The 21,233-nt window shown below is 72.7% G+C and carries 22 protein-coding genes; 10 read left to right on the top strand and 12 right to left on the bottom strand.

Translation table 11 applies throughout. From position 1 onward, the window contains the following. Positions 1 to 75: 75 nt before the first annotated feature. Positions 76 to 489 (bottom strand): hypothetical protein, encoded by a 414-nt coding sequence (locus EAO76_RS36140; protein WP_148840286.1) that lies wholly within the window; start codon positions 487 to 489, stop codon positions 76 to 78. A gap of 277 nt (positions 490 to 766) precedes the next feature. Here EAO76_RS36140 and EAO76_RS36135 point away from each other — a divergent pair, with 277 nt between their 5' ends. After that, positions 767 to 1,549, top strand: coding sequence for an MBL fold metallo-hydrolase (locus EAO76_RS36135; RefSeq protein ID WP_187438900.1), 783 nt, complete (start codon positions 767 to 769; stop codon positions 1,547 to 1,549). Next, complete coding sequence (locus EAO76_RS36130; protein WP_148840285.1) at positions 1,546 to 2,166, top strand: DedA family protein; 621 nt, start codon at positions 1,546 to 1,548, stop codon at positions 2,164 to 2,166. Before EAO76_RS36135 ends, EAO76_RS36130 begins: the two co-directional genes overlap by 4 nt. Here the strand turns inward: EAO76_RS36130 and EAO76_RS36125 are convergent. The 4 genes from EAO76_RS36125 to EAO76_RS36110 form a co-directional block, all read right to left on the bottom strand. Beyond that, positions 2,156 to 3,211, bottom strand: coding sequence for an MBL fold metallo-hydrolase (locus EAO76_RS36125; RefSeq protein ID WP_148840284.1), 1,056 nt, complete (start codon positions 3,209 to 3,211; stop codon positions 2,156 to 2,158). The two genes, EAO76_RS36130 and EAO76_RS36125, sit on opposite strands and share 11 nt — an antisense overlap. A 27-nt stretch (positions 3,212 to 3,238) precedes the next feature. Further along, positions 3,239 to 4,489: an aminotransferase class I/II-fold pyridoxal phosphate-dependent enzyme gene (locus EAO76_RS36120; protein WP_148840283.1), complete on the bottom strand. Its 1,251-nt coding sequence runs from the start codon at positions 4,487 to 4,489 to the stop codon at positions 3,239 to 3,241. Between the two features lie 191 nt (positions 4,490 to 4,680). Continuing rightward, entirely contained in the window at positions 4,681 to 5,532 is an 852-nt protein-coding gene (locus EAO76_RS36115; RefSeq protein ID WP_148840282.1) for an SMP-30/gluconolactonase/LRE family protein, read from the bottom strand. Positions 5,533 to 5,647: 115 nt separating this feature from the next. Further along, complete coding sequence (locus EAO76_RS36110; RefSeq protein ID WP_148840281.1) at positions 5,648 to 6,232, bottom strand: TIGR03086 family metal-binding protein; 585 nt, start codon at positions 6,230 to 6,232, stop codon at positions 5,648 to 5,650. A 221-nt stretch (positions 6,233 to 6,453) separates the two neighbouring features. On the opposite strand from EAO76_RS36110, the gene EAO76_RS36105 reads away from it, so the two are divergent. Beyond that, positions 6,454 to 7,263, top strand: a complete 810-nt coding sequence (locus EAO76_RS36105) for a class I SAM-dependent methyltransferase (protein ID WP_148840280.1) — start codon at positions 6,454 to 6,456, stop codon at positions 7,261 to 7,263. Positions 7,264 to 7,371: 108 nt separating this feature from the next. Next, on the top strand, positions 7,372 to 7,737 hold the full coding sequence (locus EAO76_RS36100; RefSeq protein ID WP_148840279.1) for a VOC family protein: 366 nt from the start codon (positions 7,372 to 7,374) through the stop codon (positions 7,735 to 7,737). Between the two features lie 26 nt (positions 7,738 to 7,763). Here the strand turns inward: EAO76_RS36100 and EAO76_RS36095 are convergent, their stop codons facing one another. Beyond that, a complete protein-coding gene (locus EAO76_RS36095; protein WP_148840278.1) occupies positions 7,764 to 9,731 on the bottom strand; it encodes a DUF5107 domain-containing protein in 1,968 nt (655 codons plus the stop codon). Between the two features lie 257 nt (positions 9,732 to 9,988). On the opposite strand from EAO76_RS36095, the gene EAO76_RS36090 reads away from it, so the two are divergent. Together EAO76_RS36090 and EAO76_RS36085 are read left to right on the top strand one after the other, a co-directional pair. Next, positions 9,989 to 10,342 carry a DUF6204 family protein gene (locus EAO76_RS36090; protein WP_148840277.1) on the top strand — a complete coding sequence of 118 codons (354 nt, stop codon included), beginning with the start codon at positions 9,989 to 9,991 and terminating at the stop codon, positions 10,340 to 10,342. Positions 10,343 to 10,586: 244 nt separating this feature from the next. Continuing rightward, positions 10,587 to 11,123, top strand: a complete 537-nt coding sequence (locus EAO76_RS36085) for a hypothetical protein (protein WP_148840276.1) — start codon at positions 10,587 to 10,589, stop codon at positions 11,121 to 11,123. An 81-nt stretch (positions 11,124 to 11,204) separates the two neighbouring features. Here the strand turns inward: EAO76_RS36085 and tatA are convergent, their stop codons facing one another. Both tatA and EAO76_RS36075 read right to left on the bottom strand, forming a co-directional pair. Continuing rightward, complete coding sequence (gene tatA, locus EAO76_RS36080; RefSeq protein ID WP_148840275.1) at positions 11,205 to 11,480, bottom strand: Sec-independent protein translocase subunit TatA; 276 nt, start codon at positions 11,478 to 11,480, stop codon at positions 11,205 to 11,207. Positions 11,481 to 11,528: 48 nt separating this feature from the next. After that, a complete protein-coding gene (locus EAO76_RS36075) occupies positions 11,529 to 12,110 on the bottom strand; it encodes a TerD family protein (RefSeq protein ID WP_148840274.1) in 582 nt (193 codons plus the stop codon). A 463-nt stretch (positions 12,111 to 12,573) separates the two neighbouring features. Between EAO76_RS36075 and EAO76_RS36070 the strand changes: the two genes are divergently transcribed. The 3 genes from EAO76_RS36070 to EAO76_RS36060 all read left to right on the top strand — a co-directional run bounded on the left by EAO76_RS36070 (position 12,574) and on the right by EAO76_RS36060 (position 14,579). After that, positions 12,574 to 12,969 (top strand): BlaI/MecI/CopY family transcriptional regulator, encoded by a 396-nt coding sequence (locus EAO76_RS36070; RefSeq protein WP_148840273.1) that lies wholly within the window; start codon positions 12,574 to 12,576, stop codon positions 12,967 to 12,969. Positions 12,970 to 12,973: 4 nt separating this feature from the next. Next, positions 12,974 to 13,903 carry a M56 family metallopeptidase gene (locus EAO76_RS36065; RefSeq protein ID WP_148840272.1) on the top strand — a complete coding sequence of 310 codons (930 nt, stop codon included), beginning with the start codon at positions 12,974 to 12,976 and terminating at the stop codon, positions 13,901 to 13,903. A gap of 322 nt (positions 13,904 to 14,225) precedes the next feature. Next, positions 14,226 to 14,579: a helix-turn-helix transcriptional regulator gene (locus tag EAO76_RS36060; RefSeq protein WP_148840271.1), complete on the top strand. Its 354-nt coding sequence runs from the start codon at positions 14,226 to 14,228 to the stop codon at positions 14,577 to 14,579. Positions 14,580 to 14,620: 41 nt separating this feature from the next. On the opposite strand, the gene EAO76_RS36055 is transcribed toward EAO76_RS36060, so the two are convergent. The 3 genes from EAO76_RS36055 to EAO76_RS36045 all read right to left on the bottom strand — a co-directional run bounded on the left by EAO76_RS36055 (position 14,621) and on the right by EAO76_RS36045 (position 18,254). Then, the gene (locus EAO76_RS36055) at positions 14,621 to 14,845 is read right to left on the bottom strand and encodes a hypothetical protein (RefSeq protein WP_262375973.1); all 225 of its coding nucleotides are present in this window, start codon (positions 14,843 to 14,845) and stop codon (positions 14,621 to 14,623) included. Positions 14,846 to 14,962: 117 nt separating this feature from the next. Continuing rightward, positions 14,963 to 15,184, bottom strand: coding sequence for a hypothetical protein (locus EAO76_RS36050; RefSeq protein WP_148840270.1), 222 nt, complete (start codon positions 15,182 to 15,184; stop codon positions 14,963 to 14,965). 508 nt (positions 15,185 to 15,692) lie between these two features. Beyond that, positions 15,693 to 18,254 (bottom strand): SdrD B-like domain-containing protein, encoded by a 2,562-nt coding sequence (locus EAO76_RS36045; protein ID WP_148840269.1) that lies wholly within the window; start codon positions 18,252 to 18,254, stop codon positions 15,693 to 15,695. Positions 18,255 to 18,935: 681 nt separating this feature from the next. Between EAO76_RS36045 and EAO76_RS36040 the strand changes: the two genes are divergently transcribed. Then, positions 18,936 to 19,757, top strand: a complete 822-nt coding sequence (locus EAO76_RS36040) for a L,D-transpeptidase (RefSeq protein ID WP_262375972.1) — start codon at positions 18,936 to 18,938, stop codon at positions 19,755 to 19,757. Between the two features lie 224 nt (positions 19,758 to 19,981). On the opposite strand, the gene EAO76_RS36035 is transcribed toward EAO76_RS36040, so the two are convergent. Beyond that, complete coding sequence (locus EAO76_RS36035) at positions 19,982 to 20,800, bottom strand: hypothetical protein (protein WP_148840268.1); 819 nt, start codon at positions 20,798 to 20,800, stop codon at positions 19,982 to 19,984. Positions 20,801 to 21,233 lie beyond the last annotated feature (433 nt).

Raw genomic sequence — 21,233 nt, 5'->3', positions numbered from 1 at the left:
TTCCACCTCACGTCCGGCCCCCGCCGTTCCGGGCCTCGGTCCCCAGCCTTTCACAGCGGGACCGCGGGCGGCCGGTCAGCAGCCGTCGTAACCGGCGGTCGGCATGGAGAGTCTGCGGTGCACGCTCGCCTTCGTACGGGGGGTGTACAGCGGCTCGACGAGGTCCGCGGTCTCCAGGCGCACGCCGCGCCGCTCGCACTCGGCGGCGAACTCCGGCACGGAGGTGAGGGCGCGGGCCAGCACCCGGTCGTTGGCGGCGACGAACACCTCGACGTCGCCGTTCTCGACATCGGTCCACAGGGCGTGGTGGTCGGGGCGCAGCCCGTAGAGGCGCAGCTGCCGGGTGACGACGTAGCCCTTGTCGGCGGCCCAGCGGGCGCACATGTCCTGCTGGCTGCGGGTGTCGACGAGGAACGGGTCCTCGTCGAGCTCCTCGAGCGGTGTGAGACTGGCGATGGCCGCCACCCGTACGTCCTTCACGTCCCCCATGACCGAATCCCCCGTAGGCCGTGTCCGGCACATGCCGTCGTCCGCCCGCGCACCGGGCGCATTCACCGGGCGCTGCCTGGGCGTACCGGCGACCTTACCCTCCGTGCCCGCGTACAAGAAGGCGCACACCGCGCACGGGGGAGCGAGAGGAGTGAGCGGGGCGGAATCCCGGAACACATGTGCGCCCCTCCTCCACCGGACCGGCCCGGCGGGGGCGGGGAGCCCTTAGGCTCGACGCGGGGCCGGAACGAGAAGCCCGGGAACGAGGAGGCGGCGCGTGCCGGTGGAAGTCACCTGGTGGGGTCATGCCACCTGCACGATCGAGGACTCCGGGGTCCGGGTGCTGACCGATCCCCTCTTCGTACGGCGCTTCGCGCACCTGCGCCGCCGGCGCGGCGAGCTGCCCGGCCCCGAGGCCGCGGTCGCCGATGTCGTGCTCGTCTCGCACCTGCACTCCGACCACCTGCACCTGCCGTCCCTGTCCCGGCTCGCCCCCGGCACCCGGCTGGTGGTGCCGGTGGGTGCTTCGCGTTCCGTGCCGGGGCTGCGGGGGCTGCGCTCGGAGCACGGGCTGCTGATCACCGAGGTGGCGGCGGGCGACGAGGTCCGGGTCGGCGCGGTGCGGGTGCGGGCGGTCCCGGCCCTGCACGACGGCAGGCGGCTGCCCATGGGGCCGCACCGCTCCCCCGCGCTGGGCTACGTGGTCGAGGGCGGGGCCCGTACGTATTTCGCGGGTGACACGGGGCTCTTCGACGACATGGCGGAGGCGGTCGGTCCGGTGGACGTCGCGCTGCTTCCGGTGGGCGGCTGGGGCCCGTACCTGGGCCACGGCCATCTGGACGCGGGCCGGGCCGCGCAGGCGCTGACCCGGCTGGCGCCGCGCTCGGCCGTGCCGGTGCACTACGGCACGTACTGGCCGATCGGCATGGACGGGGTCCGGCCGCACGAGTTCCACGCGCCGGGCGACGAGTTCGTCCGCAAGGCGGCGCTGCTGGCGCCGGAGGTGGCCGTGCACCGGCTGTCCCACGGCGAGCGGGTGCGGCCGGAGGCCGCCGGGTGATCCACGAGGTGGTGGGGCAGCTGCCCCCGGAGTCGACGCAGCAGGCGGTCGGCTATCCGTCCCTGTTCCTGCTGGTGGCGGTGGGTTCGCTGGTGCCGGTGGTGCCGACGGGCGCGCTGGTGAGTTCGGCCGCGGTGGTGGCGCTGCACCATTCGTCGCCGTTCTCGTTGCTGGCCGTCTTCGTGGTGGCGTCGACCGCTGCGTTCCTCGGCGACACCTGCCTGTACTGGCTCGGGCAGCGCGGGGTGCGGTCGCGGAACGGTTCGAAGTGGCTCCGGGCGCTCAGCGACCGGGCCGCCCCGGAGCGGCTGGCACAGGCGCGGCAGAAGCTGGACGAGCACGGCGGGGTGGTGCTGGTGCTGTCCCGGCTGGTTCCGGCGGGGCGGATTCCGGTGATGCTGGCCTGTCTGCTGGGGCGGATGCCGTTGCGCCGGTTCGCGCGCGGCGACGTGCCGGCGTGTCTGGCGTGGGCGGCGACGTACCAGCTGATCGGGGTCCTGGGCGGTTGGATCTTCCCCGAGCCGTGGCAGGGCGTGGTCGCGGCGGTGGGGCTGACGCTGCTGGTCAGCGGGGTGCCCGTGGTGTGGCGCAGGGCGCGGGCCCGGTTCAGCCACTGAGGGTGCGGGGCGCCGGTTCCAGCAGCCGGGAGCCGCCGATCGGCAGGTCCCAGAGCCGGTCCCGGGGGTGTCCGGCCCGTTGCCAGGCGGTGCGCAGCCGGGTCAGCGGTTCGAGCACGGGTTCCGCGGAGAGCAGGAAGGTGGCCCAGTGCATCGGCGCCATCGCGCGGGCGCCGAGGTCCTCGTACGCCTGGACGGCCTCCTCCGGGTCGGTGTGCACGTCGCCGAGCCACCAGCGCGGTTCGTAGGCCCCGATCGGCAGCAGGGTCAGGTCGATGCCGGGGTAGCGGCTGCCGATCTCGCCGAACCAGTGCCCGTAGCCGGTGTCCCCGGCGAAGTGGATCCGTCGCCCGTCGGGCCCGGGGGCGTCGATGATCCAGCCGCCCCACAGGGAGTGGCAGGTGTCGGTGAGGGTGCGCTTGGACCAGTGGTGGGCGGGGACGAAGGAGAGGCGGACGCCGTCCAGTTCGGCCGATTCCCACCAGTCGAGTTCGGTGACGCAGGTGAAGTGGCGGCGGCGGCACCAGCGACCGAGCCCGGCGGGGACGAACAGCGGGGTGTCCCTGGGGAGCCTGCGCAGGGTGGGGGCGTCGAGGTGGTCGTAGTGGTTGTGGCTGATGACGACGGCGTCCACGGGCGGCAGGTCGTCCCAGCGGACGCCGACCGGGGTGATCCTGGCCGGGGTGCCGAGGATGCGCCGGGACCAGACGGGGTCGGTGAGCACGGTGAGGCCGCCGGTGCGGACGACCCAGCTGGCGTGGCCGGCCCAGGTGACGGACGTGGTCCCCGGGGGGACGGCCGGCAGGGGTTCGGGGGCGTACGGGAGCCGCTGGACGCCGCGCAGTCCCTCCGCATTGGGCCGCAGGGCCCGTTCACGCGCCAGCCGGGACATGCCCATGACACCAGGAAGGGGTGCGGTGAGCCGGTCGGCGAAGCTCTTGGGCCAGTCCCGGACCTCGCCGAGCGGGCGAGGCCCGACTATCTCGCCGCGCACCGGCTGCGGGCGCCCTGTTCCGGGGAGGGTGTGCCCGGTCTGTTCCGCCATCGGGGGACTCCCGTCTTCGCAGTGCGTTCATCGCAGTTCGTCGAGGGCCGCTGCGAAAATGCTCAGGGCTCGGGCCACGTGCGGCAATTCCAGGGGCGCCACAGCGGTGAGGGACTCCGTCCGCTGCTCGGGCGTCGCGCCCAGCAGTGCCCCGGTCCCCAGCCGCACGCGCAGCGCCCCCAGCTCGTCGCCGAACCGGTGCCCGCCCGGCGTCGGCGTGCCGAGGCGTTCCGTCAGGTATTCCTCCAGCTCCAGCGAGTCGGTGACGCCGCGGTCGGCCAGCCGGGACCTGAGCGGTCCGAGGTCCGCGTAGAGGTGGCGGCCCGCCTGCGGGGGCCTGGCCAGCGCGCCCGACGCGAGGACCGCCCGGTGGGCCGCCGCGGCGATCCGCGACTGGAGGGCGGCGGCCCGGCGGATCCGGTCCGTGACGGCCTCCGGTTCGCGCAGCGCGTGGGCGGCGGCCGCGGCGACCGGCTCCGCGACGAGCGCGCCCAGCGCGGTGAGGACGTCGAGCGTACGGGCGTGGCGCACCGCGGCCCGTCCGGTGTCCGGAAATCGCGCGATCGCGACCGGCCAGCCGGACGGGGTCAGCGCGCCGGCCAGGTCGCAGACGACCGTGACGTCGTCGGGGCACATCTCGGCCGGGCTGAGCAGGACCGTGTCGCGCGGCCGGTGCAGGGTGTCGCGCCAGGTCTCGTCGCTGACGACGTGCAGCCCCTCGGCGACCGCCGCCTCGCACGCCTCGCGGACCAGCTCCGGCGGGGCGACGGTGGCGGTCGGGTCGTCGACGACGGAGATCAGCAGCAGCCGGGGCCTGCCGCCCTCGGCACGGACCCTGCGCACGGTCTCCAGCAGCGCGTACGGGTCGGGCACGCCGCCGCATTCCGCCGGGGTCGGCACGTGGTAGGCGGGCCTGCCCAGCAGCCGGGCCTGCGGGATCCAGGCGGCCGGGCAGGGACGCGGCATGAGCACGTCGCCGCCGTGCGCGGCGAGCAGGGCGAGCAGCAGCGCCGGGGCGCCCGGGGCGGCCGCGACGCGTTCCGGGCCGCCGCGCAGTCCGCGCCGCTGCCAGTACCCGACGGCGGCCTCGCGCAGGGCGTCGCCGCCGCCGGCCGGTTCGGGCCCGGCACGGCCCGCCGCGGCGGCCAGCACCTCGGCCAGCTCGGGCAGGACCGGCAGTCCGGGGTCGTGTACGGGCGGCCCGTAGCGGACGGGCCCCCGGTCCTCCCGCACGCCCCGGTGCCCGCGCCCCGCCCGTCCGGTCTGCTGCCGCGCCATCCGGGACTCCTTCGCCGCCGCCCGTCACCCTGTCGCGCCGTCCCGCACCGGGGCTCCGGTCCGCCCCGGGTCCTTCGGGCCCCGCCCTCAGGGCCTTTATACGAGGGTTCGGCCGACGGCGCCCGTCGGCCGGGCGGTGCTCCGGCGGGAACCGGCCGCGGGACGGAACGGGCGCGGGGGCGGAACGGGGGTCAGCCGGCGAAGGCCGTACCGGGCATCCCCCGGCCCGCGTCCGGCAGCACCAGCAGCGAACCGGACAGCGGGTGCGGGGCGACGAGGCCCGTGCGGGCCGTGGAGATGTAGAGGTCGCGCAGCTCCGCGCCGCCGAAGGCGCAGGCGGTGGGGCGTCGCACCGGCAGTTCGACGGTCCGGTCCAGGGCGCCGTCCGGTGTGTGGCGGCGCACCGCGGCGCCGTCCCACAGCGCGACCCAGACCGCCCCCTCGGCGTCGACCGTCAGCCCGTCGGGGAACCCGGCGCCTTCCTCGACGGTGGCGAACGGGCGCCGGTTCACGGCGTGCTCGCCGTCGAAGTCGAAGACGTCGATGCGGCGGGTGGGCGTGTCGACGAAGTACATCGACCGTCCGTCGGGGCTCCAGCCGACGCCGTTGCCGCAGGACACGGGGGTCGGCACCGGGGTCACCGCGCCGTCTGCCGCGACGCGGGCGAGACCGCCCCCGCCCTCGGCCCCGTCGTACCGCATGGTGCCCGCCCACAGCGATCCGTCCGGGGCGACCGCCGCGTCGTTGCCGCGCCGGCCGGGCACCGGGTCGTGGACCAGCCAGCGGAAGGCCCCGTCGGGGTCGTACAGGCCGATGCCGTCGCGCAGGTTGACGACGAGTCCGCCGCCGGCCCGCGGCTTGGCCGCCCCGACGTGCTGCTCGGTCGCCATCACCGTACGACGGCCGGTCACCGGGTCGTAGGTGTGCACGCGCGCGGCGACGATGTCGACCCAGACGACGCGGCCGGTCGCCGGGTCCCAGGTCGGGCCCTCGCCCAGTTCGGCCCGCTCGGGTACGGCCACGTCCAGGTGTGCGGTGCTCACTTCTGCCTCTCGTGGCGTCCGGGCCGGCCGGGGAGCGCGGTCCTGCCGCCTCCCGCCTCCGGCGCTCCGGCCGACGACCGGAATCACGAGCACAGGGTAACGACCCGGCGATGTGTCAGGACCGTCGGCCGAGCAGTGCGAGCAGTTCGGTCTGCGGGTCGGCGTCGGCCGGGGTCCCGACGGGCGGGGCGAACAGGCCGCTGCCCGAGAGGTCCTTCGCGTACGGCCCGACCTCGCGGCGCGCGAACCCGACCAGCGGGGCGGGCAGCCGCTCGTCGGCTCCGATCGCCCGGGACAGGTCCCAGGCGTGCACCACCGCGTCGGTCACCATCTGCGCGCAGTAGGCGTCGGCGGGGGTGTCCCCGTACGACAGGTTCACCGTCCGGTCCAGGGCGCCCGGTGCCCCGAACGCCTCGCGCGCCCCGGCCGCCGCCCGGTCCCACGCGGCCACGGGGTCGTCGCCCAGCACGTCGCCGTCGAAGGCGTCGCCGACCTGGGCGACGGTGCGCCCCTCGGTGACCAGGGACGGCACCCAGAGCTGTTCGGCGGTGAGGTGGGCCACCAGGTCGCGCACGGTCCATTCGGTGCACGGCGTGGACGCGGACCACTGGTCGTCGCGCACCGCGTGCACCCGGTCGGTGAAGAGCCGGAGCGCCTCGCCGTGGCGTTCGAGGATCTCGTCGGCGGAGACAGAAGTCATGGGTCCACTCTCCCCGGCGCGGGGCCGGGGCGCGAGCGCACCCCGGCCCCGCGCGGGCCGTACCGGTCCGCGCCCAACTCCCGTCACCCGCCGCCCCACAGAAGGCGTCCCAGATATCAAGACGCGCATCTCATGATGCGACATACCGGCGTACGGTGGCCGTACCGATCAGCGCTTCGCGGTCCGGTTTCCGGCCGCGTTCCGAGAAGGGATCCACGGCCATGCCGAACGAGACCGCCGTCTACACCCATGGACACCACGAGTCGGTGCTGCGCTCGCACAGCTGGCGCACCGCCGCCAACTCCGCCGCGTACCTGATCGGTGAACTCCGCCCGGGAATGACCGTGCTGGACGTCGGCTGCGGGCCGGGCACCATCACCGCGGATCTGGCCGAACTGGTCTCCCCCGGCCGGGTGACCGGCGTCGACACCGCCGGCGAGATCCTGACCCGGGCGGCCGGCACGGCGTCCGGACGCGGCCTGGAGAACGTCGAGTTCGCCGTGGCCGACGTGCACGACCTGGACTTCCCCGACGACTCCTTCGACGTCGTCCACGCCCACCAGGTGCTCCAGCACGTGGGCGACCCGGTGCGGGCCCTGCGCGAGATGCGGCGCGTCTGTCGCCCCGGCGGCATCGTTGCGGCCCGCGACAGCGACTACGCGGCGATGGCCTGGTATCCCGAGCTCCCCGTCCTGGACACCTGGCTGGAGCTGTACCGCCGGGTCGCCCGCGCCAACGGCGGCGAGCCGGACGCGGGCCGCCGGCTGCTGTCCTGGGCCCGCCGGGCGGGCTTCACCGATGTCACCGCGACCTCCGCCAGTTGGTGCTTCGCCACTCCGGAGAGCCGGGACTGGTGGAGCGGCCTGTGGGCGGACCGCACGGTCGACTCGGTCTACGCCGAACTCGCCGTCGAGGGCGGCCACGCGACCTCCGACGAGCTGTCCGCGATCGCCGCGGCCTGGCGCGAGTGGGGCACCCGGGACGACGCCTGGTTCATGGTTCCGCACGGCGAGGTGCTCTGCCGGGCCTGATCCCGCGAACCGCGGGGCGTACGGGGAAGAAGCCGCCCCCGTACGCCCCGGAAGGACGCGTTCCTGAATCGATCACGCGCTGACGGACCGCCAACTACCCTTGTGCACATGGACATTCTGGGAACCACGCTGCGCATCTGCGTCGACGACCTGGAGGCCGCCGTGGCCTTCTACGAGGACCTCACCGGCAGTTCGGCGCTGCGCTTCGAGCGCGGCGGGGTCTCGGTCGCCGCGATCAGTTGCTTCCTCCTGATGAGCGGTCCGGAGTCGGAGCTGGAGATCCTGCGCAAGGTGACGGCGACGATCGCGGTCAAGGACGTCGACGCCGCCCACGCCGCACTCTCCCGCGTCGGGGCCCGTGTTCTCGCCGGGCCGGTGCCGACGCCGGTGGGCCGCAATCTGATCGCCGTGCACCCGGACGGTTCGGTCTTCGAGTACGTCGACCGCGCCCTGTCGTCCGGCCCGGTCGGCTGAGGCCCCGGGCCGGACCGGACGGGGCGTCAACTCGTCGGACGCATCCGGTAGTCGTACCTGTCCGGCAGCGGGTCGTCCGTGATCAGGGCCCACACCTCGCCGAGGATCTCCGCGCCCTCCCGCAGGTCCGCGACCTCGAAGCCCTCCTCGAAGACGGACCGGGCGCCCGCCCGGTCCCCCTCGGCGAGCAGCAACCGGGCCTCCAGCAGGCGGAAGCGGCCGCGCCGCCGGATCTCCGGGCTCAGCGCGGCCCACACGGTCCTGGCCCCTCCGGGACGTCCGGCCGCCAGCAGTGCCTCCACCGCCTCGCGGCCCAGCGCCGCCTCGGCGGCCGTCCCCTCCCCGTCGCCGTGGCGCCGCGCGCGCAGGTCGTCGAAGGCCTCGGCGCAGAGGTCCGCGGCCCGGTCCCGCTGGCCGCCCTCCCCGGCCGCGACGGCCAGGCACCGCAGCAGCGGCCAGCGGGACGGGGCGAGCGCCAGACCGCGTTCCCAGCTGCGCACGGCCTGGGCGCGGTCGCCCGCGTGCCACTGGGCGACGCCGAGGTGGTACTCGGTGAGGGGGTCGGCGGGCGCCGTCTCCAGCATGTCGCGCCAGTGCGGGGAGACCAGGGAGGGGCCCGGCGGCCTCGCCCCGAGCGGTTCGGGGAAGGCGCCCTGGTCCAGCAACTCCAGCCAGGGGCGCTGCGGTTCGCCGAGGGTGGTGTCGGCGAACGGGGTGCCGGGCAGTTCGTACCCGCCGCGCCGGACCTCCAGGGCGCCCCAGCCGGAACCGGTGGCGAGCGACTCGCCGGGTTCGGTGTCGGCGAACGGGCGCCAGGCGGCGTACGCGGCATCGACGTCGGCGCGCGGCAGCGCCCGGTCCAGCCGCCGTTCCGTCTCCGTACGGGCCGCCGCCCAGTCGTCGCCGTGCACGGCTCGGGGGTCCGCGGACAGCGGCCCGTACGCCTCCAGCCAGCTGAACTCCTCCCCCGGTTCGAGGGGGACGTGTTCCAGCTGGGTGCGGGCGAGGCCGGCCTGGATCTCGGCGTAGCCGGCGGTGCCGGGTTCGGTGAGCCATTCCTGCCAGCGCCGGCCGCCCGTGCCGCCGCCCCAGAGGAACAGTTTCCGGCCGCGCAGCAGATCGGTCGACGTCTGGACGAGTCCGTGGCCGTCCCCGTCGAGGGAGGCGATCCAGCGGCGGGCCCCGTCGGGCACCTCGTAGAAGTAGTCGGCGGGGAACTCGCCGCGCGTCGGGTACGTACGGTCGACGGAGCCGGACACCGGGACCGGGACCCGGGTCAGGGCACGCTCGTACCCGAAGTGCCACGCCTCGTCGGCGGGGGCCAGGACGCGGGTGCGCCCGCCCTCGGGCACGGCGGTGTTGGACCACCAGTAGACGGGTGCGGTGTGCTCGTGCGGATTGCGTATCCGTACGCCGACGTGGAGGAAGTCGGAGTCGTCGGGCAGCCACAGGTCCACCTGGAACGGCAGGTCGCGCAGCCGTTCCCACTCCCAGAGGCGGACCATCTCGCCGCCGTCGGGCGCGGGCACCCGGGCGGCGTGCAGCGGGGCGCAGGACAGGGTGCTGTGGCCCGTGGCACCGATGTTCCACTCGATGCCGCCGGAGAACCAGGCGCCGTTGAGCGCGAAGTCGGCCGGTTGCAGCACGGGGTTGGTGTAGAGGAGTTCGCGACCGGTCGGCTTGTGGTGGAGGGAGTGGACGCGACCGCCGAGGCCGGGCAGGACGGTGGCCCGCAGCCGGTCGTTCTCGATGACGATCGCGTCCAGGTCGGTGGGGACGCGCTCGCGCCCGTAACCGTCCAGGACGCGCGTCGGCAGCACGGTGGCCGGCTGCGCGCAGCCGATCTGGCGCGCCATGTCGCGCGGCAGCGCGGCCCGGGTGCGTTCGTCGACGGCATGTGTCCGGTCGAGCGGCCGCAGGGCGGGCAGCGGATTCTCCGGGCCCAGTGGTGCGGCGGGCAGAGTCAGTACGGCACGTCGTACGGTCGTGGCCAAGGCAACCTCGCTCCCTCGCGCGGGCCGCCGCGGGTCCGGGCGCCCCGATGACCATGGAACACGCTGGACAACGCCCCGGCCAGGGGCTCCACCGTCAGACTTCCGCAAAGGGAACGGGCGGCGCACCGCCCCGGCCCGCCCCGCGCGGCGACAATCCGGGCGCGCCCGGCCCCGTGCCGCCGTACCCTTGGCCCTTCACGGTCCACGAGCGGTGGCCGATGCGGCACGTACGGGAAAAGAACGCGGGGCGGAACACGATGAGCGCGCAGCACACCTACCGAGTGATCGTCCGGGGCACCTGGGACGGCCTGACGGACGAGGCGCGTGCCCGGCTGCTGGCCGAGGTGGACGAGCACGGGCTGAGCGCCATGCAGTTCACCGAGGAGGGCTCGCTCGCGTACGACCGGGTGCTCAAGCACTTCAGCTTCCGCTACGTGGTCGTGTCCGCCGCCGCGGACGGCGAGGAGATGGCGGGGGCCATCGCCGAGGACCGTGCGGAGACCCACCTCCGGGAGCGCGGCTGCGGTCACGGCGAACTGCGCTCCACGGTGACGGACATGGACACCATGAAGATCAACTACAAGGGGCGGCGCGGCTCCGGGACCGTGTGACGGCGGGCTGCCGCACCGGCTTCGCACACGCCCTCGCGCCCGGTACCGACGGTCCCGGCTTCCCCCCGCGGCGTGCTGTCCGGCTTCCGGCGGTGTCCCGCCGGGGGCGACCGTGCCGACCGGCTTCCGCCCCCTCCTCCCTCCTCTGCACGACGGCCGCCCCATGGGCAGCGCTCCGCTCCACCCCATCGGCGGCTACCGTAAGGACACGTCGCGTCGCCCACGGTCACCACGGGAGGAACCCATGCCATCACCCTGCGACCCCGCTCATGCCCCGGTCGGCGATGTGGGCATGGCGATCATGGCGATCGACTCCCGGCTCAAAGCCGTCCACGACAACCGGGCCGGAACCGACTCGGAACAGCAGCGATTGACGGACCGGTTCGCCGCGTCGCTGGGCCCCGAGGAAGTCGATGACGTGGTGGACGGCATGTGCACCCTCGTCTACGTCTTCATGCGGTGGTTGCGGGTGACCTACGAGAAGCACGACAAGGATGCCATCGAGTACGTGGTGCCGGGCTTCGTGGCCTCGATGCGCATGATGCCCAGGAGCATCCCTCCCGAAGCGATTCCCACCATGACCGGCCTGGTCGTCGCGGCCGGCACCGGCCTGAGCCCCAACCTGTGGCGCAAGCAGTACGGGGACTGGACGGAAAGCGAGATGAGCCCGCTGGAGGCCACGGCCCTGCTGCTCGCGGAGCACATCAACCGGCTCACCGACGACCGCGACTTCGCCACCCGCATGGTCACCGAAGCCCTGTCCGCGACGGACCAGGACTGACGCCCGGCGCCCCGGCCCGGGTCAATCACGTCCTTCGCCGCATCCTCGCCGGTGCGTGCGCGGGGCGGGGCGCGAGCGGGTTCAGGTCCGGGGGATGTCGCTGTCGGGCCGCGGAGCGGGAGGGCCGGTGATGTCGCCGGGGGCGGCCCCGATGACCTGCGGGCCGGCAGGTCCGGGGGACGGCGCACCCGCCGCGGCAGAAGGGTCCGATGCCTGATCGGACTTCATCGCCTTGGCCTCGCTCTTGAGGATGCGGGCCGACTTGCCCATGGAACGGGCGAGTTCGGGCAGCTTTTTGGCGCCGAAGATCAGTATGACGACGATGAGCAGGATGGCGAGTTCGCTGATGCCGAGCATGGGCGTCCGTCTTCTTCCTTCCGGATGGCAGGTGACGAGGCGGTCAGGTCAGAGGTGACCGGCGATGGCCGGCATCAAGTCCTGGAACGTACGGCCGTTGACCGATTCCCCGATGGCGGACATGACCCATCCGCCGCCCACGCGGTGGACCTTGGCCATGACCTGAGCGGTGTGGGCCCCTCCGCCGGAGAGGGTGTAGCGGGCGAGCTCCTGGCCGCTGTTCTCGTCGACGAGGCGGCAGAAGGCGTTCTCCACCTCCGCGAAGGTCTGGCCGGTGAAGCAGTTGACCGTGAAGACGATCTGGTCGACGTGGGCAGGAAGGCGTGGCAGATCCACGAGGATCGACTCGTCGTCATCGCCCTGCCCCACACCCCCGACGAGGTTGTCGCCGGTGTGGCGGACCGAACCGTCGTCGCTGACCAGATGCTGGAAGAAGACGACGTCCACGGGCTCCCGGCCGGCGAAGAGCACCGCGGACGCGTCGAGGTCGATCTCCTTGGCGGCGAACCTGGCGAGGAAACCCTTGCGGGGCGCGGCCTGCCAGCCCAGTCCCATGCGCACCACGTCCAGCTTCCCGCCGTCGCCCTTGTCCAGGCCGATCCGCTGCCCCTTGGTCAGTGTGACTCCCACCGTGCTCCTCCTCCAGAGCCGAGGCGTGCCGGCTCGATGCCGCATCACCAGTCCCCGCAAAATCTACAACACTGTAGAAGTTCCGGGCGGGACATACCCGCGCCCCGGAGAGAGGGCGGCGGGACCGAAGAGGGAAATCTACAACGATGTAGATAATGATGGGAGTGGAAGGAATCGCGAGGACGCGCGACGCCTCGGCCCCTCCCCGATGCCGGACGAGGAATGACGGGCGGGCGGGAAGCGGGACGGGCCGTCGCCGCACGTCCGCCCCCGCAGGGCCCCGACGAGCTCGGGGGCAGGCGCGTCGGGCGCACCCGGCGGAGCACCGGGCCCGGTGGGCGCCGACCGAGTTCGTACGGCCGTGGTGGAGGCCGGGGAAACGGCGGGGGACGGGCAGGTGGCAGGTCAGTACGATGAACCGGCCCCAGCGGCAGGCGGGGCAGGGAGGCGGGAGACCGACGGCATGACGGACCACAACAGCGAGCACACGACGCGCCGACGCGGCCAGGGGGAACTGGAGACGCAGGTGCTTGCCGCGCTGCGCCAGGCACCCGAGCCGGTCACCGCGGCCTGGGTCCAGGAACGCCTCGGTGCGGGTCTTGCCTACACCACGGTGATGACCATCCTCACCCGGCTGCAGGTCAAGGGCGCGGTGGTGCGCGAGCGCGCCGGCCGCTCCTTCAAATGGACGGCGGTCGCCGACGAGGCCGGTCTCGCCGCCCTGCGGATGCGGAAGGTCCTGGACTCCGGGGCGGACCGCGAAGCCGTGCTGGCAAGTTTCGTGACCGCGCTCTCGCCCGGCGACGAGCGGCTGCTGCGAGACCTGCTGGCGAAACCGTCGACGGAGGAGGAAGAGTAGCCGCATGGGGGTCTTCGTCTTCCTTCCTCTGGTACTGCCCTTGACGGCATGGCCGATCGCGCGCCTCGCCGAGCAACACCTGCACCCCAGGACCGCGACCTGGTTGCTGACGGGCGCCGCAGCCGTGCTCGCGGTGTGCAGCACGCTGTGCCTGGCCCTGCTGATGGTGGTCGGCACCGCGCAGTTGCCCGGCAACCCGCTCCCGGACGGCTGGTCGGACCCGGAGGTGCGCAAAGCCGTTCCCTACGACGAGGTGGCCGGCCGCGCCGCCATTCCGGCCCTGCTCGCCGTGCTCGCCGCGTGCGCGCAGGCCGTGTGGCGGCACCACCGGGTGCGGCGACGGGCCGAGCACGCCCTGTCCGGCCTGCCCAGCACATCCGTGGCGGTGCTCCCCGACCACGTCCCGTACGCCTACGCCCTGCCCGGCAGGCGGAACAGGATCGTCGTCACCACCGGGATGCTGGCCGGGCTGAACGGACCCGAGCGACGGGCCCTGTTCGCCCACGAGCGGGCCCATCTGGCCCGCCGCCACCACCGTTTCCTGCTCACCGTGCAACTCGCGGCGCGCGCGAACCCGTTCCTGCGCCCGCTGCGCACCGCCGTCGCCTACTCCGCGGAGCGATGGGCGGACGAGGAGGCGGCACTCGCGGTCGGCAGCCGCCGAACCGTGGCCGTGGCGGTCGGCAAGTCCGCCCTGTTCTCCCAGGGCGCGCCCGTGGCGACGCTCGCCCACTTCGCCGCCGCGGGGCCGGTGCCGCGGCGGGTGGCGGCCCTGCTCGGACCGGCTCCCACCACGCGGATCTGGCCGCCGGTGTTCACCACCGTCGGGCTGGCCGCCTGGGGAGCCGCGGCGGGCGCGGCCGTGTCGGCGCTGTCGTCGGCGAACGCGGCGCTCACCCTCGTCCTCATCCTGCAGGCCGCCACCCCCATCTGACCCGTCGGGGCGAGGGGAACGCCCCCTCGCCCCGACCGGCCGGTCAGGAACGGGCCGTGAACCGCTCCGAAGCGGCGATCGGCCACAGCACGCCGATCCGCCCCGCTCACGAAACGGAAGGCGCACTTCGCGCGGCCGGCGCCTGCGTCCGCCCCTTCACCTCGCGTGTGCGGTTCGGCACTTCGGGCCGTATACCCTCAGGTCATCTACATTCATGTAGAAGCACGGGGCGGGAGGACCGCCCCGGAACGAGCCGGAGCCGAGCAGCGCGCGCAGATCCGGACAGCGCGCGCCGCCGTCGGCCGGAGAGGGGGACGAGCAGGTGACGGCGGACGACAGAGGCGCTCTCGGGGGTGCACCCGACAAGACCCTGGAGCAGACAGCCGCGACCTTCGGACTCCTGGCCTCCCCGGCGCGCCTGCGCATCCTTCAGGCCCTGGCACAGGGGGAAACCAACGTGACGGACCTCTTGGACCAGGTCGGCGGGGCACCCTCCACCATCAGTCAGCACCTTGCCGCCCTCAAGAGAGCCGGGCTCGTCGGTGCCCGCAGGGACGGGCGGCGCCAGGTCTACTTCATCGAAGCCCCCGCCACCCTCACCGTGATACGGCTCGTGGCCGAACAGCTCTCCGCGCAGCCCGCCCCGGCAATCGCTCCCTGCCGGAGCGCCCCCTGACCGCAGAGCGCCCGCACCGCGGCGCGACAGCCCCATCGGTCTCAGGGGCTCGCCGGATCGAAGCCGTAGCGCAGCCCCTCGGGCTCATGACCGCTCCGCCGGTAGACATAGAAAGCAGCCGCACGCACATGACCGTGCGGGGGCTCCACCTCGCACGGACGGGTCACCTGAATCACATCGGGCCGTCCCGCCACACGGACGCGCACGCCGTCAGCGGGCCCGCCGTCGAGCAGGGCGGTTTCCCACACGGTTTCATCGATCGGCACGGTCGACACCTCGGAGGACAAAAGGATCGTGGCCTTTCCGGCGCGTGTCCGCCGACCGGCCCTCGACCGCATCGACGCCCCCGCGGAGGCGAAGGGCACCGATGACGGCCGGCCGGACTACTTCGGGGCGACGTCGAGCGCGGCGAGCGCCTGGGCCCAGCGCGCGTACTTCAGTTCCGCGAGGTCGGAGACCGTCTTGACCCCGAACGCCTCCTGGAGGAGTTCGCCGTCCCGGTCGGACACCCCCTTGAGCGCGGCGACCGGAGCCGCGAGGATCTCGGGCAGGCTCTTGTCCGCCCACGCCTTGTCCAGCACCTTGTCCAGGTCGATCGAAGCCATGACACCCTCCCAGAAGCAATGGACGGGCACGGGGAACCAGAGCGCGCACGCACCCCTCCCCGCACCTTCTACACAACTGTAGAAGAATAGCGGCGGTCGCCTCAACCGCGGCACACCTCAAGGGGGTTCGACCACGCCGTCCGGAACGAGCGGGCGGGCGGGCAGGCAGGCGGGAAACAACTGGAACCGTTCCCCCGCGTCGGGGGCCGAACGGTGACGGGCGGGCTCCGGAGCACCCGCTCCGCCGGCCTTGATGGACACCCCGCCCGACGACGCCCCCACCGCCCCGTGAAGGAGTACCGCGAAGGGGCGGCGCGGCTCCGGGGCGATGTGACGGCCGGCCGAAGGGGCGCTGCCCCGAAAACGCGCGGGAACCACCCGGTCCCCGGACGGCGCCGGCCCCCGGAGCTCGTGCTCCGGGGGCCGGCGTCGGTGCCTGCGGTCCGTCGGCGGGTTGTGCCTGCCGGGAGGGTCGGGTCGTGCTCCGGGCCTTCCGGACCGCGTGGGTCTACCGCTGCCCGTTCTTCTTTCCGGGCTCACCGGGCTTGTTGGTGAGGGTGACCTCGAGCGGGTTGTTCTTGCAGTTGCGCGTGGTGACCTCCAGCGGGGTGACGGGGTTCTCGGGCTTCAGGTACCCCTCGGGCACATCGGTCTCGACCAGGTAGTAGGAGCCGACCTGGATGCGTGTGAACGTGCACGTGCCGCGGGAGTCGGTCGCGCAGCCGGCGTCGGCCCGGGTGTCGCGGTCGGGGCCGGTGCGCTGGAGGCCGGGCCTGCCGTTGCTCTCCCGCCACAGCTGGAAGACGGCGCCGAGCACCGCCTCACCGGTGCGGCTGTCCTTCTTGGTGAGGACGATGCGCGTCGGCTCGACGAAACCGAAGTCGATGTCGTGGTCGTTCTCGCCGGGGCCGCCCGCGGAGAAGCCGTAGAAGGGGTACGCGTCCTCGCCCGGACCGGTCCTGCCCTTGGAGTTGGCCGCCGTGTCGCCCTGGTCGAACTGGGTGGGCATCCAGCCGTCGAGCGGACCTCCCGGCTCGTAGTCGGCCGGGTTGTCCATCCGTACCACGTACTCGCGGCCGGCGCCCCAGTCCTCGGGCTCGACGTTCTTGACCAGTGTGGAGTCGAAGTAGTACTCGCCCCGCGCGTTGGTCTTCGTCGTCGCGATCTTCTTGCCCGCGCGGTCGTAGAGGTTGACCGTGGCACCCGCGACCGGCTTCTCGTCCGGGTCCTGCCGGCCGTCCTTCATGTTCTTGCCGTTGTCGTACCAGACGCGGTTGCCGATCTGGAACGGCGCCTCGTCGCACAGCACTTCGAGGTCGCCCAGGCCGCCGGCCTTGCCGAACGAGTTGGTCAGCTGGTTGCCCATGCCCGCGGCGACGGTGCCGTCCGCACGGTCGAAGAAGCCCGTGCCCGAGGTGTGGACGACGTCGACCGGGTCGTACACCGCGGCGGCGACGGTCTCCTCGACCTTGGACAGCGTCACACCGCCGAGGGCCGCCTCCTGGTGGTAGCCGCCCAGCCGGAATTCACCGGGGTAGAACTCCTTGACGTCCTCCGCCTGGTTCCCGCTGTTGGCGGGGGTGGCGTTGTCGGCGCAGCCGCCGTTGGCGTCCAGGACGAACGTGCCGCCCTTCTTGCACGCGCGGTTGAGGTCACCGCCCGCGAAGGTCTGCACGGTGCGCGGGCTGCCCGCCTCGTACACGATGTAGCTGCCGTACTGGTCGGCGTAGCGGTCGCGGAAGCCGAGGATCAGCTCGCCGTCGGTGTCCACCACGATGTCCGACAGCAGCGGCGTCGGGTTCGGCACCTCCCTGGCCATCTCCTGGGCCGACTTGCAGTCCGCTCCGTCCTGGGTGTTCGGGACGGTGGTGCGCCACGGGTACCACTTGTCGCCGTAGCAGGGGCCGGGGAGGTTCGCCCGGCCGCGGGGGTAGGTGAGCTTCTCGTTCATCACCGTGCCGGTGAAGCTGCCGGAGGCCGGGGCGAAGGTCTGGATGACCGCCCGCAGGTCGTCACGGTTCTGCGTGGACTCACCGGAGCAGACACCGCCGACGTAGACGGTGCCGTCCTGGATGCCGAGGCCGAAGGGGCGCCAGTCGCCCGCGGAGGAGCACCCCGGGTCGGGAATCGGGTACGACGCCCTGGGCGCGGACGCGGTCTTCCCGGTGGCGTCGTAGCGGTAGAGCTTCTTGTCCTTGAGGTTGACGACGTACAGGTCCTCGCCGTCCTCGCTCACGTCGACGTCGCCCAGCGACTCCTTGCCCACCACGGTGCGGAAGGCGAGGTCCATGTCGGTGTCGGCGTCGTGCGGGGTGCTGCCGGCGTCCGGCACGGTGGTGAACCGGCTCAGTTCTCCCGTGCTCCGGTCGCTCAGGTAGATCGCGCCGGGGCCTCCGGGCCCGTAGTTCGCACCGCGCTTGGCGAAGGCGGACGAGAAGATCCACTTCTTCTGCTTGCTGTAGCCGATGCCCCACAGCGACCCGGTCTGGGCCTTGGTGGAGAGGTCCGTGGTCTCCGCGTCGTTGCCGCGCGCGTTGTAGGGGTGGGAGACCAGGGTCCGCGCCGTCGCCGGGTCGCTCATTCCCGGTACGTCGCTCTTGATGCAGGCGGTGACCAGGTCGGCGTTCTTCTGGCAGTAGTCGCCGGGGTTCCAGAACGAGGTGGTCACCTCGGCGTTCCGGCCGCCGGCCAGGTCGACGAACTCGACATCGGACGACAGGGTCCTCGGGTCGCCCAGGTCGTCCTTGGGCAGCGCGAACCCCGGGAAGAGGATTCCCGGCTCGGGGTTCTTGACCTCGACACGGTACTTGCCGCCCGCGAGCCGATCACCCGGCACCAGACGGACCGTGCCGTCCGCTTCGGTGGTGCCGGTCACGGAGGCGCCCGCGGTGTCGGTGAGCACCACCTTCACTCCGCCCAGTCCGGGCTCCAGGACGTCGTCCCACTTGCCGTTCGCGTTCACCTCGCGCACGACACGTACCGTCAGGCTGCCGTCCCCGGCGTCGGCGACCGCCGCCGAGGCGGCGGGCAGCACGGCGGTGACCGCGACGCTCGCCGACAGCGCTGCCAACCCTCCGGCTCTGGCAGCCGCTCTGCCCTTCTTCGTTGTCACACGTCAGCCCTTCTGTGGTTCCACGAAACAACGGATAGGTGCCGTATATAAGCGGAAAATAAATCGCCACTCAATCAAGCCCCGAGGGAAGGAGAGAGAAGAACCCGATAGGCCGATGCACCGAAACAGTTCCGAAGTTCCACCGGTTGCCGAAGCGTCGCAGATCAGTCCGGGTTCCGTGACGCGACGGAAAACCGTACGACTGCTTTTCCCCGCGCCCCGGAGTACTGACACCTCGCCGCATGAGGTAGGAGCGCCCTCTCTCCACCTCCGGCCACCGGTGTCCACAGCACGGCTCACCTCGCATTTCGGGTGCCACCCCGCGCTCCGCCGCACGACTCGGACGCCCGGTCCCGACCCCGGAGCGTTTTCGCCCCGCGACGGGGCATTTCGATATCGCGAACCCCGGACCGCCCCTCAATGATCCGGTAATTGTCCGGAGTTCCGGAGACGGGCCCGCCGGACATCCCCTCGCGGGGCTCTTTGCCAACCGCCGACCTCCCGCCGCCCCTTGACCGGAATTCATCGGGCCCCCAACGGCGTACTCCGCGTGGCGGATGAGGGACCGTCACGGATAGTTGAAAAGGGAATCCGGACACGGTGCCACCGCGACCGGCAACCGACTATCAGGGAGATGACGTGACCGTTGGATTCGCAACGGAACTCCGTTCCGTGTGCGCCCTCCTCGTCCTCGCCACCGGAGGCTCCGCGGTCGGCCTGTACGCCGCCCCCGCGTCGCACGCCGCATCGGCACCCGAGGGCGAACCCCCCGCGGCCGAATGCGACGCGGAGACCGGCCCCTACCAGTGGCAGTTGGAGAAGAAGCTCGGGCTCCCGCAGGACGGCAGGATGTCCGGGGAGGACTGCCTCGCCATCAAGGAACTGCAGGAGCGCATCGGCACCACGCCCGTCAACGGCGCGGCCGACCTGCGCACGTACCGGATGCTGCTGGTGTTCGAGGTGCGCGAGAACCCCAACGCGGCCAAGGAGTGCCCGGTCAAGTCCTACCGCGTGACCTGCGTCGACCTGTCGCGGCAGATCCTGTGGGTGCAGAAGGAGGACAAGGTGATCTTCGCGCCCGTCCCCATCCGCAGCGGCCGGCCCGGACTTGAGACGCGCACCGGATGGCAGCGCGTCTACCAGAAGAACAAGACCTTCTTCTCCACGATCTACGACAACGCGCCCATGCCCTACTCCCAGTTCTTCAACGGCGGCCAGGCGCTCCACGGCACCGAAGTGGACCTGTTCCAGTCCGGCTCCGCCGGCTGCGTCAACATGTACGTGAAGGACGCGAAGCGGCTGTTCGATCTGCTGGAGATCGGGGACCGGCTCTACATCTACGGCCGCAAGCAGCCCATTCGCGCCTTGAAGAGCACCGCCGCGAAGAACGACGACCAGTTGGTGGGAGAAGGGTTCGGCTCCGACGGCATTCCGGCTCTCGGCCCGGAGCAACTGGACTGACCCCGGGGCCGGGCCGGGCTCTTCCCGGCCGCCGCACGGTGGGAGAACGCGTCACGCGCAGACGCCGTCGCGTGCGGACGCCACTCGTCACCGCACGGCCGTGATCCCTTCACGGCCGTGCAGTGGTCTTTCGGCCGGCCCCGAGCGACGGTCTTTCGGCCGGTCCCGCGCAGTGGCCCGTCGGCCGGTCCCGCGCGACGGGCCGGCCCGCATCCCGCGACGGCTCAGGACTGCGGGGGCCTGGGGCCTTCCGGCCAGGGCCGGGTGGGGACGCGCAGGCCGGCCGGCGCGGGGGCGAAGTCCATGCGGGCCGGATCCGGCAACGATGCGATGCGGGCCTCCATGCGGCCGAGCCGCCCTTCCCCGTCGACCCAGTACGTCAGTGGTGAGCGGCTGTCACGGGCGCCGCCGCTGCGCCTGGGGCCGGAGAAGACCGCGTAGGCGGTGCCGCCGAGAGTCTCCTCGCGCAGGTGCTGCGGGCCCGACTGGGTCAGCAGTTGGGGGTTTTCGGGGCGGTCGGCCGCCAGCGACATCATCAGGCGCAGCGCGCTGTCGAGCGGGTCCCCGGTATAGGCGCGGGGCGACCAGGAGCGCGGTTTCGCGGCGGCGGCCGCCTTCACGATCGCCGCCACGCCGTCGGCGCCGTGCGCGGAGGCGGAGGCAGGAGCAGGGTCGGGGTCGGAGAGGACAGCGAGTCCGGTGGCGTCCCAGGCGATCATCCCGGACTCCGTGCCGCCGGCCCGGGTCGCGGCGTACCGGCCGACGGCGTGCCGCGCGCGGTAGTCGACCAGGCCGTGCACCGTCGTGGTGCCCCCGCCGCCCTTGACGGTGGCATCGACCTTCACGGTTCCGGCCTCGTACATGGTGAAGCGGGCCAGTGCCAGCCGCTGGGCCTCATCGAGGGTGACGGGGCGCGGTCCTTCCTGTTTCGACAGGACCATGAACGCCGTGGCACCGATGAGGCCGAGTCCGGCGAGGGCGAGCAGGACGATGCGCAGCTTCTTCGACGGGACGGTCCGTCGAGGACGGGTCAGTACGGGCACCAGAGTTTCTCCGGATCGGCTGGGTGAGGGGAAAGCGGGGCGAGAAAGGGCGAAGCGGGGCGCACGGACGCCGGTCTGAGGGGTGTTCAGTGGGTGGTCGGTGCCGGGAGTCGGTAGTGGGACGGGTCGACCGGGCCGGGCAGGTCGGTGGCGGGGCGTGCCGGGGTGGTTTGTGGGTGTGGCATCTGTTGTTGTGGGGGTGGTGGGGTGATGTGTTTGAAGGAGAGGCCGGGTGGGGTTTTGACGGGTGTGGTGGTGCCGGGTGCGGGCAGGGGGATGTCGTGGCCGGGACGGAGCACGCGCAGGATCCGCCGGACGGCGCGGCGTGACGATACACCTTCCGCCATGAGATCTCTTGTCATGAAATATCGGGCAGAAGCTCCAGGTGTGCGTCCCTTGCGGAGCGCCGCGTCGGCCGTTGCGGTGCTTCTGG

This window comes from Streptomyces sp. sk2.1 (genome assembly GCF_008120935.1).
Taxonomy (GTDB): Bacteria; Actinomycetota; Actinomycetes; order Streptomycetales; family Streptomycetaceae; genus Streptomyces.
Note: the sequence above shows the minus strand (reverse complement) of the source record. Positions and strands in the feature narration are given on the sequence as shown.

What these genes read in the sequence shown, in the direction of transcription:
- EAO76_RS36140 (WP_148840286.1), bottom strand. Translation starts at nt 489, where the DNA reads ATGGGGGACGTGAAGGACGTACGGGTGGCGGCCATCGCCAGTCTCACA.
- EAO76_RS36125 (WP_148840284.1), bottom strand. Translation starts at nt 3,211, where the DNA reads ATGGCGGAACAGACCGGGCACACCCTCCCCGGAACAGGGCGCCCGCAG.
- EAO76_RS36120 (WP_148840283.1), bottom strand. Translation starts at nt 4,489, where the DNA reads ATGGCGCGGCAGCAGACCGGACGGGCGGGGCGCGGGCACCGGGGCGTG.
- EAO76_RS36110 (WP_148840281.1), bottom strand. Translation starts at nt 6,232, where the DNA reads ATGACTTCTGTCTCCGCCGACGAGATCCTCGAACGCCACGGCGAGGCG.
- EAO76_RS36105 (WP_148840280.1), top strand. Translation starts at nt 6,454, where the DNA reads ATGCCGAACGAGACCGCCGTCTACACCCATGGACACCACGAGTCGGTG.
- EAO76_RS36100 (WP_148840279.1), top strand. Translation starts at nt 7,372, where the DNA reads ATGGACATTCTGGGAACCACGCTGCGCATCTGCGTCGACGACCTGGAG.
- EAO76_RS36090 (WP_148840277.1), top strand. Translation starts at nt 9,989, where the DNA reads ATGAGCGCGCAGCACACCTACCGAGTGATCGTCCGGGGCACCTGGGAC.
- EAO76_RS36085 (WP_148840276.1), top strand. Translation starts at nt 10,587, where the DNA reads ATGCCATCACCCTGCGACCCCGCTCATGCCCCGGTCGGCGATGTGGGC.
- tatA (WP_148840275.1), bottom strand. Translation starts at nt 11,480, where the DNA reads ATGCTCGGCATCAGCGAACTCGCCATCCTGCTCATCGTCGTCATACTG.
- EAO76_RS36070 (WP_148840273.1), top strand. Translation starts at nt 12,574, where the DNA reads ATGACGGACCACAACAGCGAGCACACGACGCGCCGACGCGGCCAGGGG.
- EAO76_RS36065 (WP_148840272.1), top strand. Translation starts at nt 12,974, where the DNA reads ATGGGGGTCTTCGTCTTCCTTCCTCTGGTACTGCCCTTGACGGCATGG.
- EAO76_RS36050 (WP_148840270.1), bottom strand. Translation starts at nt 15,184, where the DNA reads ATGGCTTCGATCGACCTGGACAAGGTGCTGGACAAGGCGTGGGCGGAC.